Source organism: Dorea sp. MB18-49 (genome assembly GCF_023669465.1).
GTDB lineage: Bacteria > Bacillota > Clostridia > Lachnospirales > Lachnospiraceae > Dorea_A > Dorea_A longicatena.
In genome coordinates, this window is the sequence record NZ_JAMOYX010000001.1 from 24,353 (window position 1) to 40,415 (window position 16,063).

Below are 16,063 nucleotides of genomic sequence, written 5' to 3' on the forward strand. Positions count from 1 at the left end.
TTCGGGCAGTTATCTATCTGCTCATACGAAGCAAAATTTATCAATACATAGCATATCAGAGAACGGCAGGAAACCAGTTAAAAAAATTTCTGCCAGTGCAACGGTACTTCTCACCTTGAAAGTAGAAGTACAATCTCCATACAATAGAATTACTATTTCCTATAACCGTAAAGGTCACAGAGCCTTTGCGGTTTTTCTTTTGTCGATTTTTGTTGGAAAGTGCCGTAGGGCTGTTTCTGATATGCGGTGTCGTTCTCCGCCTCTCCATCTGGATTTTTTACATTTCAAAAATTCAGATGGGAGGTATTTATGGTGAAATATGCACCAAGAAAGGTATATATCAGAGAAAGTGGCGGCTATGTGGAATTATCCTACACGGAGTTCTGCCGTTGCAGGGAATCCGACCAGACCTATATGGACAAGCTGTTTATCCCCATTCAAGGCTGTCTGCTTGAAGTCGTGAGGGAGCAATACACAGACTTCTACCGTGACAAGGAACGGTGGCGTTATCTGCAAAAATTAGATACAAAGAATAGACTGCTATCTCTCGACGGATTTACGGACAGCGAGGGGAATCCTCTGGACTTTATCACTGATGAAGCGGTGGACATTGCAGAAACCGTTGTCAATGCGGTCATGGTGGACAGGCTGAAAGCCGCCCTGCCTTTGCTGTCGGATAGTGAACAGGAGCTGATACAGGCAATCTTTTTTGACGGACTTTCCGAGCGTGAAGTCGGGGCGAGGTTGGGCATAACCCAGAGCGTTGTAAACAAACGCAAAGCCAGAATCCTAATAAAACTAAGAAAGATAATAGAAAATTAAAATTTAAGGCGTTCAGCCCCCTTGTTTTTTCCTTTGGGAAGATGAGGGGGCTTTTCTCTGCCCTCTCAATCAATTCTGATTGGAGGAAGTAAGAATGGCATACAACCACGGACGGGAGGACAGGAAATGGCGTATCTGGAAAGAAGCGGAGGAAAAGCTGCTGCGTGAGTGCGGCGTTGATGAAGCGACCATTGAGCAGATACGCATGGCGGACAGGGCAGACTTCAATTCCAACAGGCGGTTTTACCGATGGACGAATGACGTTGCGGAATATCTTGAGGACATGGCAGGCAGGGAGCGGCAGGCGGAAGTGGGTACGGTTGCGGAGTTACTGGAAGAGATTGAGAGCGAAAATCTCTATCAAGTATTAGTCACGGTGGACGGGCGTACCTTGAAAATCGTCCTGCTGAAAATGCAGGGGTATTCCACAAAGGAGATTGCCCCGCTTGTGCATTTGACGACTGGTGCCATCTATGCGAGGTTAGACCATCTGCGGAAGAAGCTGCGGAAAATTTTATAGCTTCTAAAACAGCCTGCCATCCTGCGGGCTACTGGGTGAGGGATGGAAATCCCCTCACTCATTTTTTGCAGGAGGACAACAGGATGGCATACAGGGTTAAGGCATACACGCTTCGGGAGGAATCCACGGAAAGCGGCACAAGGTATTTTATCAGCTTTAAGGACGGGCAGGGCAAATCCCACGAGTTGGAAGTGTCGGAACAGTTCTTTATGGAGTTTCGGCAGATGGAGCGCAGGAACAGGAATCTTTTCTAATGGGACGAGCGGCACAGGGAGTTTAACGAGGTATGGGACGAAACCCTTTACAGACGGGCGTTGCGTGTGCCTAAGAGCCTTGATGAACGCATGGTTGAGGAAGAACGGAATGAAACGCTCTATAAGGCGGTTGGGAGCCTTCCAGAGATACAAAGGCGGCGTTTCCTGCTCTACTACGAGTATGAGTTCAATTTTTACCAAATCGCCGCTATGGAGCATTGCACCGCTTGTCGATGAATTACATATCATACCTACAAAACGGTGGGCAGCAATGCCCGCTAAAAATTGTACGGTGTGCGGCGTTGAATATGTCCCGGGCTCTGGTGCATCAAGGTATTGTCCTGCTTGTGCCAAGAAGATACGGAGGGAGAAATCAAACGAGAGCAAACGCAGGAGCAGAGAACAGAAAAGGATAGCATGTATGAACTGTCCGCAAAAAATGACCGACTGACCTTGCCCAGCGCAAGGGCCGTATCGAGCGCCAGGGTAACCAGAATCCTCTTGTCCATGTGTATCGCTATGTGACCGAAGGAACCTTTGACGCATACCTCTGGCAGACGGTGGAGAATAAGCAAAAATTCATCAGTCAGATCATGACTTCTAAATCACCGGTACGTTCCTGCGATGATGTGGATGAAACCGCCCTCAGTTTTGCAGAGATCAAGGCTTTGTGTGCCGGAGACCCCCGTATCAAAGAGCGTATGGATTTGGATGTGGAGGTATCCCGCCTAAAGCTGATGAAAGCCGACCACCAGAGCAAGCAGTATCGTCTGGAGGATCAGCTGCTCAAATACTTCCCGGAGGAGATTGAAAAGCACAAAGGCTTTATCAAGGGCTTTGAATCCGATCTGGAGGTTTTGGCAGCGCACCTGCACCCGGAGGACGGTTTTGCTGGTATGGAAATCCGCGGCGATCTGCTGACCGATAAGGAGAACGCCGGCGCAGCCCTTTTGGATGCCTGCAAGGAGGTCAAAACCTCCGATCCGGTGCAGATCGGCAGCTACCGGGGCTATGCCATATCCGTGGAATTTTCCGCATGGAAACAGGAGTATACGCTCCTGCTGAAAGGACAGATGACCCACCGGGCAACCCTTGGTACAGACCCTCGCGGAAATCTTACCCGTATCGACAATGCCCTCGCCCAGATGCCCCAGCGTCTGGAGGCGGCAAAGGCCCAGCTGGATAACCTCTATCAGCAGCAGGCTGCCGCAAAGGAGGAAGTCGGAAAGCCATTCCTTTATGAAGAAGAACTGCGAAGCAAAAATGACCGTCTGGTGGAGCTGGATACTTTGCTGAACATCGACGGAAAGGGACAGGCACACGCCGAGGCTGTTGTTGCCAAAAGCACACGGCCTTCGGTGCTGGACAGCCTGAAGCGCCCGGTGACGCCCCGCAGTATAGACAAGAAACCAAAACAGCATGAGGAGGTGCGATAACATGAATACCAATAATCTGAATACGGCCCTTTATGAAAAGATGGCCACTGAGCAGGAAAAATATAGGGACTGGTTGAAAAGCCAGCCCCCAGAAGAAATCCTGCACCACACCTATGAGTACACCGTCCGGGAGGACATCGTGATGGCGATGGAGGAGCTGGAGCTGACCGACGCACAGACCCAGGCGCTTTTGGATTCCCCCTCGCCGCTGGCTGATGTGTACCGTTATTTTGAAAAGCTGGAGACCGGCTACATGGATGTGATCCGGGACAGCATTGAAAACCGTGCCGATGATGTGTGCAAGGCGCAGGAAGAATTACGAACTGCCCCTCTCTACCCCCATTCTGCCGCCTATGCGTCCGAGCATGGAGAGATGGCACAATATAACCGTTCGTATCAGGCGAACAGCGCCTGCAAAGAAGCCATTGAGCAGACCATCAGCGCCCACTATGCAGAGAACCGGCTGGATACGGAGGCGGCGGTCAAAGATGTGCTGGAAAAGTTCGGGACGGAACGGGTACAGTTCATTCTTGCAAACACCATCCAGCACAAGAACCATGACGGGCGTATCTCTCAGGACAATAAAGCCTGGGCAAAAACCATTCCCATGCCGGAGGACAGCGGCGCTTCCCGCCACTGCGCCTATCTGGTTGTGGATGGGGTCAATCCCGGTCTGACCGACCTGTTTACCAGGCAGGCCAGAAAAACCATGCAGGAACAGCAGAAAAGTTCTGTCCTGCAAAAGCTCAAACAGGAACCGCCTGCCCATAAGCCTGCCGCCCCGAAGAAACAGGAGCCGGAGCGATGAGCAGCCCCAAGCGCAAGCGGGATGTGCCGGTTCTGTTTTGGGTATCCGCTGACGAAATGGAGTTGATTCAGCAGAAAATGGCACAGTTTGGGACAAAAAACCTGAGCGCCTATCTGCGGAAAATGGCTGTGGACGGCTATGTGGTGCAGCTGGATTTGCCGGAACTGAAAGAACTGGTATCCCTGCTGCGCCGAAGCAGCAACAACTTGAACCAGCTGACCCGCAAGGTGCATGAGACCGGGCGGATTTATGATGTCGATTTGGAGGATATATCCCAGCGGCAGGAACAGTTATGGGACGGAGTTAAAGAGATACTGACACAACTCTCCAAACTTTCGTAACCGGGACAAATACCCCATCTGCGGAGGGAGGAACGGCGTTTCTTCGCCGCGCCTTCCTCCGCTTTTTCTTTTTGCCCATATCCTTGTCTTTTGGCTGTGAGACAGGGATAATGGAATCAGGAACAGGAACTGTGATTTTGAGAGGAGGCATAACAATGAGGGCATTGGTATTTTTGTTGAAACTGCTGTTGAAGATCGTGATGGTTCCGGTGATTCTGGCGCTGACCCTGTTCGTTTGGATTTGTGTGGGGATCGTCTATGTTTCCGGTCTGGTGCTGGGGCTTATCAGCATGGTGATCGCCCTGTTGGGCGTGGCGGTCCTGCTGACCTGTTCCCTGCAAAACGGCATTATCCTGCTGGTGATGGCATTCCTTATTAGTCCCTATGGTCTGCCGATGGCTGCCATCTGGCTGCTGGGCAAGGTGCAGGACTTGAAGTTTGCCATTCAGGATTTGGTTTATGGATAAAATGTGCGGTCACAAAAATGCCAGACAGTGTCTGTTAAATTGCTGTATTTACTTCTGTGCTACATCCGTGTATAATAGTAGCACGAAAGGAAGTGATGGATGTGACCAAATCAGAACGGTTTGAGCAATTAGACAGACTTCTGACCGAGCATGATGGGATGCTGCAAACCGCACAGGTAATCGCCAGCGGAATTGTAAAACCCATTTTTTATGAATATGTCAAAGAGAAAAATCTTCAGCAGGTTGCTCACGGAATTTATGTCTCCGAGGACACCTGGATTGATGCGATGTTTCTGTTACATCTGCGATGTGGTCAGGCAGTATTTTCCCATGAATCAGCGCTATTTTTCCATGACTTGACAGACCGGGAACCATCTCCATACGCTATCACGGTGCGCAGAGGGTACAGCACCACTCGCTTAAAGGCAGAGGGCCTTTCTGTTTACACCATCAAACCAGAACTATATGAGGTAGGGCTGACAACTGGCCAAACACCTTTTGGGCATACGGTTCCTGTCTATGATATGGAGCGCACCATCTGCGATCTGCTCCGCAGCCGAAGCAGCATGGAAATACAGACTTTTCAAGGTGCGCTGAAGATGTATGCCAGAAGAAAGGACAAGGATCTGCGGACTTTGATGCGGTATGCCGGTATGTTCCGGGTTGAAAAAATTTTACGGCAGTATTTGGAGGTGCTTTTATGATAAAAACAGCAAGGCAGCTAAAAGATTTGATTCGCAATCTTTCCAGAGAAAAATCTGCGGATGCACAGCTTTTAATGCGAAACTATATGATGGAGCGTTTTCTGGAGCGTATTTCCCTTTCTGAATATCGTGATAAATTTATTCTGAAAGGCGGGATGCTGGTAGCGGCAATGGTTGGACTGGATGCCCGTTCCACGATGGACTTGGACGCTACTGTAAAAGGAGCCAATGTTAATGTAGAGGAGATCGAGAACCTGATTTCTGCTATTGTGAGTGTGCCGATTGATGATGGCGTCAAATTTCAGCTGAAAAGCATTTCAGAGATTATGGATGAAGCGGAGTATCCTGGGATTCGGGTCAGCATGACTACAACCTTTGACGGTGTGGTGACACCTTTGAAGATTGACATTTCCACAGGGGATGCCATTACCCCCAGGGAGGTACGCTACTCTTTCAAGCTGATGCTGGAAGATCGCTCCATTGACATTTGGGCATACAACCTGGAAACCGTTCTGGCTGAAAAGCTGGAAACAATCATCACCAGAACCACCACCAACACCCGCATGAGAGATTTCTATGACATTTATATTCTGGATCAGCTCCACGGGAACACATTGAACCGGCAGACGCTCTATGATGCACTGTTGGCAACTGCCAAAAAACGCGGAACCGAACGGCATCTTGCAGAAGCTGTGGATGTTTTGAATGAAGTGGAAAGCAGTCCTGTGATGCAGAAACTTTGGGAATCTTACCGCAGGAAGTTTTCCTATGCGGCAGATCTGGAGTGGAGCATCATCATGGGGGCGGTTCGCAGTTTATACGCTCTATGTGAAAAGGGATCGAGCCTATGAAAAAACACGGTCATTATTGCAAAGTCTGCGGAGAATATAAGGCTAACGAAAAATTTTCCGGCAAAGGCCATGCGGCTCATATCTGTAAATCCTGTGCTTCTTTGCCGCCGGAAAAACAAGCGGAGCAAATGACAATAAATCGCTTGCTAAATCTCCCCTGGCGATTATCAAAGGAACAAATTTCCTGGCTGAAAAACCGAATGGAAGATAAGCGCCCGGAAGTCCGTGCGCTGGCGAAAGAACAATACGAGATGAGGTTTCCTCCAAAACAGTTAGAGGACACCGATGACGATTTTGATTTTCTTGATGAGAATGATTTTATAGAATAACGAAAGCGGTCTGCACCATGCAGGCCGTTTCTTTTTTAGAAAGGAGGCCCTTCTATGGCAACCACACGCATCATGCCCCTGCATATCGGCAAGGGCCGCACCGAAAGTCAGGCAATCAGCGACATCATTGATTATGTGGCAAATCCGCAAAAGACCGACAACGGAAAACTAATTACCGGCTATGGCTGTGACAGCCGGACCGCCGATGCAGAGTTTCTGCTGGCGAAGCGGCAGTATATCGCCGCCACCGGGCGGGTGCGCGGTGCGGACGATGTGATCGCTTACCATGTGCGCCAGTCATTCAAACCCGGTGAAATCACGCCGGAAGAAGCCAACCGTCTGGGTGTAGAATTTGCCAAGCGGTTTACCAAGGGCAATCATGCCTTTGTGGTCTGCACCCACATAGACAAGTCGCACATTCATAATCACATTATCTGGTCATCGGTCAGCTTAGAATATGACCGGAAATTCCGAAACTTTTGGGGCAGCACCAAGGCGGTTCGCCGGTTAAGTGATACCATCTGCATTGAAAACGGACTGTCCATTGTAGAGAATCCGAAACTTCACGGAAAAAGCTATAACAAGTGGCTGGGAGATCAGGCAAAGCCCTCTCACCGAGAGCTGCTTCGTGTGGCAATTGACAACGCATTATCACAAAGTCCTGCTGACTTTGAAGAACTGCTGAAGCTGTTGCAAGAGTATGGTTGTGAAGTCTCAAAGCGCGGAAAATCGTATCGACTGAAGCTCTCTGCTTGGGAGAAAGCCGCCCGCATGGACAGTCTGGGCGAAGGATATGGATTGGAAGATTTGCGGGCAGTTCTCTTAGGGAAGAAAGCACATACCCCGCGAAAGAAAACAGTCACACAGGCAGAGCCGCCGAAGGTCAATCTGCTGGTGGACATTCAGGCAAAATTGCAAGCTGGAAAAGGTGCTGGCTATGCGCGATGGGCTAAAGTTTTCAATCTGAAGCAAATGGCGCAGACCATGAATTACCTGTCAGAGAATAACCTGCTGGAGTATGCGGTTTTGGAAGAAAAGGCTACGGCTGCCACGGCACATCACAATGAACTTTCGGCGCAGATCAAAGCAGCTGAAAAGCGCATGGCAGAGATTGCTGTTCTGCGTACTCACATCGTAAATTATGCCAAGACCCGTGAGGTTTATGTAGCATACCGCAAAGCGGGTTACTCTAAGAAATTCCGGGAGGAACATGAGGAAGAAATTCTGCTCCACCAAGCTGCTAAGAATGCCTTTGATGAGATGGGCGTCAAGAAGCTCCCCAAGGTCAAAGAGTTGCAGACGGAGTACGCGAAATTGCTGGAAGAAAAGAAAAAGACCTATGCCGAGTACCGGCGTTCCCGTGAGGAAATGCGGGAGCTTTTAACGGCAAAGGCAAATGTAGATCGAGTGCTGAAAATGGAGGTAGAACAGGATGTTGAAAAAGAAAAAGACCACGGCCAGCGGTAAGCTGGTCCTGGTCAAAAGCGTTCGCAGAACGCGCAGCCACAGAATGAAATTCTGTGTTCAAAGGGGCTTGGGGGCGCTGCCCTCAACAAGCAAGCGGAGAGGAAAATCACGGAGGGATTTTCTTCTCTGCGGGCCTGTGTGTATTAACACAGGCATTGCTTGCCAGTATTATCCCGAATCAGAATAATTTCGGAATAACCACCGTTCTCGCTATTCCGCATGATGGAGGCAGCGGGCGTCACCGAGGAACTGAAAGCCCATGACCCCATACGCTGGGTGGGGCTGATGAACACGCTGAAAGCACAGGTGGAGGAAATGATTTGTCAAGAGTTTATTTATATTTAGAACTTTTTCTTTTTGTCAGAAAACCATTTGACACTGCCATTATTCGCGCCTATACTTAGAATGGTTAGCTATAACGAACCGAAAGGAGGAATGGGTGGTGCTGACCTATGAAAAACAAGCACTCTCTGGTACGATTGAAGTATTATTGCGGTCTGAATTGCCAGACGAATTTGAAGGGACAAAGTTATACGGCTCTCTCGAAGAAGATGAACTACGGCAGGACTGTAAAATTTTTCGGCTGTCAAATGAAACAGGGCATGGACGCATTACAGTCTATCAGGTTTTTTCTGGTATTGAGCTTTACTATAACGATATGCACATGGGATATTGCAATCAAAATCAAGCCACAGCTAAAAACATGATAGAGATTAACCATTGTCTGATAGGACGTTTTGAGTGTAGCTTTGGTGAAAATAGTTGCTGCTATATGGCGGAAGGCGATTTGTCGATCAGCTCCATGATGAAGAAAAAGTCAAATTCGTGTTTTCCGCTGAACCACTATCACGGTATTTCTATCGTCATCAATCTGGATGAATTGCTGCCGGAAGTACGGCAAATCATGGAGCTATTGAATATTGATTTGCACTACATACAAAAATATATTTGCGAAGGAAACCGTTGCTGCATCATGCGGGCCAATCCGTCTATTGAACATATTTTTTCGGAACTCTATCATGTCCGGGAAAAAAGAAAACCAGGATACATGAAAGTCAAAATGCTGGAACTGCTTCTGTTCTTAAGTGATCTCAATACGGCAGAAGAAGTTTTACAGACGGATTATTTCAATCAAAATCAGGTCGCATTGATTAAAGCAGTAGCGTCCTATATTACGGAGGACTTGACAGCACATCATACGATTGAACAGCTTTCCCAGAAATTCGAGATTTCTACAACAGCATTGAAAAAGTGCTTTCGAGGCGTCTATGGAACCTCTGTCTATTCTTATCTTCGTACCTATCGGCTTCAAGTCGCCAAAAAATTGTTGCTGGAAACCGAGTCGTCAGTAACGGAGATTGCAAGTAAAATCGGATATGAAAATCCGAATAAATTCACTTCTGCCTTCAAAGAAACGTATGGCAGCTCTCCAACGGAATTCAGAAAGAGTGTCCGTTTGGATAGAAGCGGGTCCGTATGGAGTGGCGAAGAAATCTGAGCTGTATTAGAATATCCTTTGTCAGATAAAAGCAGAAAGACCGCTTGAAGCTGGCCTGTTTTTTGAATAGCGGGTTAGATGTTGCTAACTTTCTGCAAGACAAAGGAGGATTTCCAAATGGAAAATGAAAAATCGACAGGTAACAAGTACACTGTCAAAGACGCGGCAATCATCGGTATCTTCTGTGCGGTCATGTTCGTTGTATTTATGGTCTATTCGATCCTGACCGGCGCTTCACTGTTCTATTCCATGATTTTTAACGCCGCTGGTGCGGCACTTATCCTCGCACCGTTCTATGTTTATATGTGCATGAAAGTCGGCAAGCATGGCCCCGCTCTTGTCTACAATATCATGTGGGCGATTATCGCCGGATTGATGATGGGGCCATTTATGATTCCGTGGTTTTTGGGCGGCGGTATCATCGCAGAGCTTTCCATGTGCGGAAAGGATGCCTACCATGACATTAAGCGTGTGTCTATTTCGTGGGTAATCACGGCACTGGTTCGCGCTGCACATGGTATGTCAGAAATTTGGTTTTTCAAAGACGCATTTCTTGCCACCGGCGTCAGCGAGCAGCAGGTTCAGGTTCAGACCCAGTATTACACCGATCCGAAGTACGTCCTTTTGAGCCTGGCTGTCACCGCTATCCTGGCCGTCCTTGGCTGCATGATTAGTAACAAACTGATTGTGAAGCATTTCAGAAAGAGTGGTGCGATTAAATAAACTATGAGCATGAAATTTGATTTTCGAACCAAATTGCTTGTCATAGTTCTCACTATGTCGCTTGTGGCGGTGCTCACAAGCGACATTTTGATATACACACTTTTTGGCGTTTTGAGCGTGTATCTGATTATTCAGGGCTTTGGCAGGCAGACAATAAAATATTTGATCGTCTGCGGTATTTTTATCGTGTTGAGGTTGCTTTCAGGAGGACAGGGCATTACCATTCTTATGCCGGAAATGTTCCTGTTCATGGTGCTGCGTATTTTGATGATGGTTATGGCTGCGCAGCCCGTGATTGGTATGCCGCCGGGAGAAGTTGTAGCAGTTTTTAAGAAAATCCACGCGCCTAATGGAATTGCCCTGCCCGTAACCTTCATGCTGCGTTTCTTCCCTACTGTGCGCAGTGAATTTTCTGATGTGTTTTCCTCCCTTCGACTGCGAAAGCTGTTGTCATGGAAACACCCTCTGGACGCAATGGAGTATATTGTTACGCCTGTTATTTTCCGTTCATCCAGAATAGCCGAAGAACTTGCTGCTTCTGCTGAAAGCAGGGGGATTTCCAATCCTGGGAAACATACCTGCCGCAGAAAAATAGAATTTCAAAAAAGAGATTGGATTATGTGCGTGATTGCTGTTTGTGTAACTGCATTCTATTTTGTGCTGGAAAGGACGGTAGCATAATGGTAAATGATAAAGCAAGGCGATCCGTTATCCAGTTTGAAGATGTATCTTTTGAATATCCGGGAGCCGAAACAGATAGTATCCATCATATCAGCCTCGATGTAAAAGAGGGCGAGTTTCTTGTTCTGACTGGAGGGAGCGGCTGCGGAAAGACAACTTTAACACGATTGGTAAACGGGTTAGGCGAACAATTTTACGAAGGGACACTGAAAGGGCGCATCACACTGTTGGGACGCAACATATCGGAATATCCTCTGTATGAAATCGGGAAAAAAGTAGGTTCAATCTTTCAAGATCCAAAGAGCCAGTTTTTTGCCAGTATTACAGAGGATGAGATTTCGTTTGGGTGTGAAAATTATGGCGTTCCGTATGAAGAATTGGATAGGCGGGTTTCAAGTGCAATCAAGCGTATTAACGGAGATATGCTGCGAGGGAAAGAAATTTATCCGATGTCCAGCGGGGAAAAACAGAAAATAGCGGTGGCCTCCGTCAATGCTGTTGATCCGGAAATTTATGTGTTTGATGAACCTTCGGCCAATTTGGATATGTATTCCGTTGAGGCGCTTAAAAATTTGATGGGTGGACTTAAAGCGGAAGGCCACACAATCATTGTTGCTGAACACCGGCTTTATTATCTTACTGACCTTGCAGACCGTTTTCTCTATATGGAAAACGGGAGCATAAAAGAAGAATGGACGGCGGGAGAACTGCGCTCTATTCCAGAAGAAAAAAGACGAGCCATAGGAATACGAGCGGCAGATTTGCACCATATTGAAGTAGATATTTCCCCTGTAAAAGAAAAAGATATGACGATGGAGGTAAAGGATTTGGCGTTTTCCTATCGCAAACATCCGGTTTTCCATGATGTATCTTTTCAGGCGTATGCTGGTGATCTGATTGCGATTGTAGGCCATAACGGAATAGGAAAAACTACTTTGTCGAATATTCTTTGTGGTATGCAAAAGGAAAAAGAGGGTCAGGTCATATATAACGGGACAAAGGTATCTAAAGGCAAACGGAAGAATTTTGCCTACTTTGTTATGCAAAATACAGATTGCCAGTTGTTTGGGGACAGCGTAGAAGAAGAACTGCTATTAAACGGAAAAGGCAGTACCCAGGAGCAACGCGATGATCTGCTAAAACTATATGGCTTGTTTGAATGGAAAGAACGGCATCCCGCTACTCTTTCCGGCGGGCAGAAACAACGACTCACTCTCGCAGTATCGGATTGGATAGATACCCCCGTTTTGATTTTGGATGAGCCTACCAGCGGTCTTGATTTCAAAAATATGATGAGAATATCGGAGCATTTGAAAGCTCTGGCGCAAAAAGGAAAGACCATTTTAATCATTACACACGATTATGAATTTGCCGCTATGACTTGCAATCGGGTTCTGCATTTCGTTGATGAAGGTCATGTAGAAACATTTCCATTACAGGAAAATTTGTCCCGCTTATACTCCTGCCTTATGTGTCAATGAATTATGTGTCCGATTGGATAGATACGCTCTGTATGGAGTGGCAGAAACAACTGAATGATTTTATGATAATAGACGGGTTATAAAATGCTAACCCGTCTATTATTGCGAAAGGAGACTTGCTTATGGAGAAGCAAAAAAATGGAGAACTGTCCAGAATGTTCGGATATGCAGGGAAATTCCATGTTTTGACTGTTTTAGGATGTGTTCTCTCCGGAATCAGTACCATTTTATCTATGCTGCCTTTTGTTTGCATTTGGCTCGTCATCCGCGATTTAATCCACGCTTTTGCTGCCGGGGATATATCTCTTGCAACGGGGAGCGCCCATTATGCGTGGATGGCGGTTGTGTTTGCAGCGGCAAGTATTTTAATTTATTTTATCGCCCTGAACTGTACTCATCTGGCGGCGTTTCGTACAGCCACCAATATGAGAAAATCTGCAATTCATCATATCGTGACGCTGCCGTTGGGGTATTTCAGCCAAAATGCAAGCGGACGGCTCAGAAACATCATTGATGATAATGCAGGGCTTACAGAAGGATTTCTGGCCCATCAGCTTCCCGATCTGACCGGAGCCGCAGTTATGCCGGTTGCCGTTATTATTTTGATTTTCCTTTTTGACTGGCGGCTGGGAATTTGCTGCCTGATACCTATGGGAATCAGTGTCATCTTTCTCAAACAGATGATGGGCGGAGATAATGCGCAGTTTATGGGCAAGTATATGACTGCACTGGAAACAATGAATAAAGAAGCTGTGGAATATATTCGCGGTATTCCTGTTGTAAAAGTATTTCAGCAAACTATTTATTCCTTCAAAAATTTTCACGATGCAATAGAAGAATACGAAAAATTTGCTTCCGGGTATGCCTTAAAATGCCGTATTCCTCTTACGGGATTTACAGTAACACTGAACGGCACATTTGTTTTACTTATTCCAGTCGCCATGTTTATTTTGTCCGGGGTCAGCGGCCAGGCGGCTTATGAAAATGTTGTGCTGGATTTTCTGTTTTACAGTTTGTTTACTCCGGTCTGTGCAACTATGATGAACCGTATCATGTTTGCCAGCGAGCAGCTTATGGCGGCTAAAAGTGCAGTCAGCCGAGTGGATGAAATTTTGCAGGAAAAGCCCTTGAAGGAGCCGGAACATCCCCTGATCCCGGCAGATGCTTCGATTGTGTTTTCGGATGTTTCCTTCGCCTATCCAGGGGCCAAAGAGAAGGCCTTAGACCATATCAGCTTTGAGGTTCCGGCAGGAAAAACAGTGGCGCTTGTTGGTGCCTCCGGCAGCGGTAAAAGTACAGCGGCAAGCCTTATTCCCCGATTTTATGATGTTCAGTCAGGTTCCGTTACGATTGGCGGCGTGGATGTACGCAATATTGAGAAGCAGGAACTGATGAAAAGAGTTGCTTTCGTGTTTCAGAATACCTGTCTGTTCAAGGACACCTTGCTGAATAATATTAAGGCGGCCCGCCCGGACGCTACCAGGGAAGAAGTCCTGAAAGCGGCTGATGAAGCACAATGCAAAGATATTATTGACCGCCTCCCGGATGGGCTTGATACGCTCGTTGGAACAGGAGGCACATATCTCTCAGGAGGTGAAAATCAAAGGATTGCTCTTGCAAGGGCAATTTTAAAAGACGCCCCTATTATTGTACTGGATGAAGCCACAGCATTTGCAGATGCCGAAAATGAACATCAGATACAGCTCGCTTTTGAGCGGCTGACCCAAAACAAAACGGTTATGATGATTGCCCACCGGCTCTCTACGATACAAGACGCAGACCTTATCCTGGTGTTCAAGGAGGGGCAGATTGCAGAAAGAGGTACGCATGAAGAATTGGTAGCCTTAAATGGTATTTATTCTTCTATGTGGAAGGATTACCAGACCTCGATTGCCTGGAAGGTCGGAAAGGAGGATGAGCAGCATGATTAAGGCGTTAAAAAAGAAGTATGCGTTAAGCGATCAGGGTGCAAAAGACCTGTTAAAAGGGATCGTTTATTCGGTGCTGGCCAATATCAGCCTTATGTTTCCTGTTATTCTTCTGGCTATCGTCCTCAATCAGCTTCTTGCGCCTGTTTTGGGAGCGAGTGCGCCAGAGATCAGTGCCGCCGTTTACACTGTGATTGGAATTGTGATTTTAGCTGTTGTTTTTATTTTTCATTATTGTCAGTACACCGCGACATATCTCGGAACGTATGATGAAAGCGCAAGGCGGCGTATCGGGCTTGCGGAAAAATTGCGTACCCTTCCGCTGACCTTCTTCCACCAGCGTGATCTTGCTGACCTGACAAGCACAATTATGGGCGACTGTGCAAACTTTGAACACGCATTTTCTCATACGGTTCCACAATTCTTTGGAGCAGTTATCTCTACGGGGATTGTTTGTATCGGCCTGCTGATTTTCAACTGGCAAATGGGTTTGGCTCTTCTTTGGGTAGCTCCGATTTCATTTGCAATCGTTATTCTGTCACGGAAATGGCAGGAAAAACTCAGCAAAAAGCACATGAACGCAAGACTGGAGCTTGCAGAAGGCATTCAGGAATGCTTGGAAACCGTACAGGATATAAAGGCTTGCAATCAGGAAGAAGATTATCTTCACAAATTGGACGCAAAGATGGATGCTGCGGAAAAAGCACAGATTTCATCCGAAATGACAACGGCAAGTCTGCTGACAACCGGCCAGATGTTTTTACGGCTCGGTTTGGCAACGGTGATTGTAGTAGGTAATAGTCTTGTGGTAAGTGGAGATACCTCTCTGTTTACCTATATTCTGTTTTTGATTGCTGCCTCCCGCCTGTACGATCCGCTTTCCGGGGCGATGTCAAATATGGCAGAGCTGTTTTCTGTACAGCTTCAGGTGAACCGCTTGAAAGAAATAGAGGAATACCCGGAAGAAACCGGTGAGAAGAATATCCATACAAACGGGTACGATATTACATTCGATCATGTCCAGTTTTCTTACGAAAAGGGCAAACCGGTACTGAGGGATGTTTCGTTTACTGCAAAACAGGGACAGGTCACTGCATTGGTTGGCCCGTCCGGCGGCGGCAAAAGTACAGTCGCAAAACTGGCAGCCAAATTTTATCCTCTGGACGGAGGAAGAATACTGTTGGGCGGAACCGATATTGCTCCGCTAAATTCAACCATGTTGATGAAAAACTTCTCTATCGTTTTTCAAGATGTTGTGCTGTTTAATAACACCATCATGGAAAATATTCGTGTCGGTAAAAAGGACGCGACGGATGAAGAAGTGATTGCCGCAGCTAAAGCAGCGCAGTGTGATGAATTTATTTCAAAATTGTCGGACGGCTATCAGACGGTGATCGGAGAAAATGGTTCAACACTATCTGGCGGTGAGTGCCAGCGCCTTTCTATCGCACGTGCTCTTTTGAAAGACGCTCCTGTTATTCTTCTGGATGAAGCTACTGCTTCTCTTGATGTAGATAACGAAACTGAAATTCAAAACGCAATATCCAGGCTGGTAAAAGGCAAGACAGTTCTTATAATCGCTCACAGAATGAGGACGGTGGAAGCTGCCGATAACATCGTTGTATTGTCAGATGGTATTGTAGCCGAAAACGGAACTCACGAAGAACTTATGAAAGAAAATGGCCTCTATCATAGGCTGGTCGATTTGCAGACAGCTTCTGCAAATTGGAAGTTAAGCGTTTAATTCATAAAA

Annotated in this window: 15 protein-coding genes and 4 pseudogenes; all 19 read left to right on the forward strand. The window is 47.0% G+C overall.

Features of this window, described 5'->3' with window-relative positions; all coding sequences use genetic code 11:
* Nucleotides 1-312 precede the first annotated feature (312 nt).
* The 19 genes and pseudogenes from NCY30_RS00130 (at nucleotide 313) to NCY30_RS00220 (ending at nucleotide 16,054) form a co-directional block, all read left to right on the forward strand.
* Nucleotides 313-822 (forward strand): sigma-70 family RNA polymerase sigma factor, encoded by a 510-nt coding sequence (locus NCY30_RS00130; protein WP_105116765.1) that lies wholly within the window; start codon nucleotides 313-315, stop codon nucleotides 820-822.
* Nucleotides 823-916: 94 nt separating this feature from the next.
* Nucleotides 917-1,342 (forward strand): sigma-70 family RNA polymerase sigma factor, encoded by a 426-nt coding sequence (locus NCY30_RS00135; protein ID WP_000323895.1) that lies wholly within the window; start codon nucleotides 917-919, stop codon nucleotides 1,340-1,342.
* Between the two features lie 83 nt (nucleotides 1,343-1,425).
* A pseudogene (locus tag NCY30_RS00140) lies at nucleotides 1,426-1,824 on the forward strand (sigma-70 family RNA polymerase sigma factor); the annotation flags it as partial.
* Nucleotide 1,825: 1 nt separating this feature from the next.
* Nucleotides 1,826-2,121, forward strand: a pseudogene (locus tag NCY30_RS00145) (recombinase family protein); the annotation flags it as partial.
* Nucleotides 2,040-3,032, forward strand: a pseudogene (locus NCY30_RS00150) (SNF2-related protein); the annotation flags it as partial. The pseudogenes NCY30_RS00145 and NCY30_RS00150, both read left to right, overlap by 82 nt.
* Before the next feature lies 1 nt (nucleotide 3,033).
* Nucleotides 3,034-3,840, forward strand: coding sequence for a DUF3849 domain-containing protein (locus NCY30_RS00155; protein WP_250818350.1), 807 nt, complete (start codon nucleotides 3,034-3,036; stop codon nucleotides 3,838-3,840).
* The gene (locus tag NCY30_RS00160) at nucleotides 3,837-4,181 is read left to right on the forward strand and encodes a plasmid mobilization protein (RefSeq protein ID WP_002576211.1); all 345 of its coding nucleotides are present in this window, start codon (nucleotides 3,837-3,839) and stop codon (nucleotides 4,179-4,181) included. Before NCY30_RS00155 ends, NCY30_RS00160 begins: the two co-directional genes overlap by 4 nt.
* Before the next feature lie 155 nt (nucleotides 4,182-4,336).
* On the forward strand, nucleotides 4,337-4,648 hold the full coding sequence (locus NCY30_RS00165; RefSeq protein ID WP_002576210.1) for a CD1845 family protein: 312 nt from the start codon (nucleotides 4,337-4,339) through the stop codon (nucleotides 4,646-4,648).
* Nucleotides 4,649-4,806: 158 nt separating this feature from the next.
* Nucleotides 4,807-5,352 (forward strand): type IV toxin-antitoxin system AbiEi family antitoxin domain-containing protein, encoded by a 546-nt coding sequence (locus tag NCY30_RS00170; protein ID WP_227097388.1) that lies wholly within the window; start codon nucleotides 4,807-4,809, stop codon nucleotides 5,350-5,352.
* Entirely contained in the window at nucleotides 5,349-6,203 is an 855-nt protein-coding gene (locus tag NCY30_RS00175) for a nucleotidyl transferase AbiEii/AbiGii toxin family protein (RefSeq protein ID WP_195256795.1), read from the forward strand. Before NCY30_RS00170 ends, NCY30_RS00175 begins: the two co-directional genes overlap by 4 nt.
* Nucleotides 6,200-6,532 (forward strand): hypothetical protein, encoded by a 333-nt coding sequence (locus NCY30_RS00180; RefSeq protein ID WP_195256796.1) that lies wholly within the window; start codon nucleotides 6,200-6,202, stop codon nucleotides 6,530-6,532. The genes NCY30_RS00175 and NCY30_RS00180 overlap by 4 nt, the downstream gene beginning before the upstream one ends.
* A gap of 54 nt (nucleotides 6,533-6,586) precedes the next feature.
* Nucleotides 6,587-7,999, forward strand: a complete 1,413-nt coding sequence (locus NCY30_RS00185; protein WP_250818351.1) for a relaxase/mobilization nuclease domain-containing protein — start codon at nucleotides 6,587-6,589, stop codon at nucleotides 7,997-7,999.
* A gap of 219 nt (nucleotides 8,000-8,218) precedes the next feature.
* Nucleotides 8,219-8,344, forward strand: a pseudogene (locus tag NCY30_RS00190) (TnpV protein); the annotation flags it as partial.
* A gap of 97 nt (nucleotides 8,345-8,441) precedes the next feature.
* Nucleotides 8,442-9,497 (forward strand): helix-turn-helix domain-containing protein, encoded by a 1,056-nt coding sequence (locus NCY30_RS00195; protein WP_202195977.1) that lies wholly within the window; start codon nucleotides 8,442-8,444, stop codon nucleotides 9,495-9,497.
* Nucleotides 9,498-9,614: 117 nt separating this feature from the next.
* Complete coding sequence (locus NCY30_RS00200) at nucleotides 9,615-10,220, forward strand: MptD family putative ECF transporter S component (protein ID WP_005423602.1); 606 nt, start codon at nucleotides 9,615-9,617, stop codon at nucleotides 10,218-10,220.
* A 3-nt stretch (nucleotides 10,221-10,223) separates the two neighbouring features.
* Complete coding sequence (locus NCY30_RS00205) at nucleotides 10,224-10,901, forward strand: energy-coupling factor transporter transmembrane component T family protein (protein WP_186935194.1); 678 nt, start codon at nucleotides 10,224-10,226, stop codon at nucleotides 10,899-10,901.
* Nucleotides 10,901-12,382 (forward strand): ABC transporter ATP-binding protein, encoded by a 1,482-nt coding sequence (locus NCY30_RS00210; RefSeq protein WP_015535773.1) that lies wholly within the window; start codon nucleotides 10,901-10,903, stop codon nucleotides 12,380-12,382. The genes NCY30_RS00205 and NCY30_RS00210 overlap by 1 nt, the downstream gene beginning before the upstream one ends.
* Before the next feature lie 122 nt (nucleotides 12,383-12,504).
* Nucleotides 12,505-14,313, forward strand: a complete 1,809-nt coding sequence (locus NCY30_RS00215; protein ID WP_250818352.1) for an ABC transporter ATP-binding protein — start codon at nucleotides 12,505-12,507, stop codon at nucleotides 14,311-14,313.
* Nucleotides 14,306-16,054 carry an ABC transporter ATP-binding protein gene (locus tag NCY30_RS00220; RefSeq protein ID WP_250818353.1) on the forward strand — a complete coding sequence of 583 codons (1,749 nt, stop codon included), beginning with the start codon at nucleotides 14,306-14,308 and terminating at the stop codon, nucleotides 16,052-16,054. The genes NCY30_RS00215 and NCY30_RS00220 overlap by 8 nt, the downstream gene beginning before the upstream one ends.
* The last annotated feature ends 9 nt before the right edge of the window (nucleotides 16,055-16,063 follow it).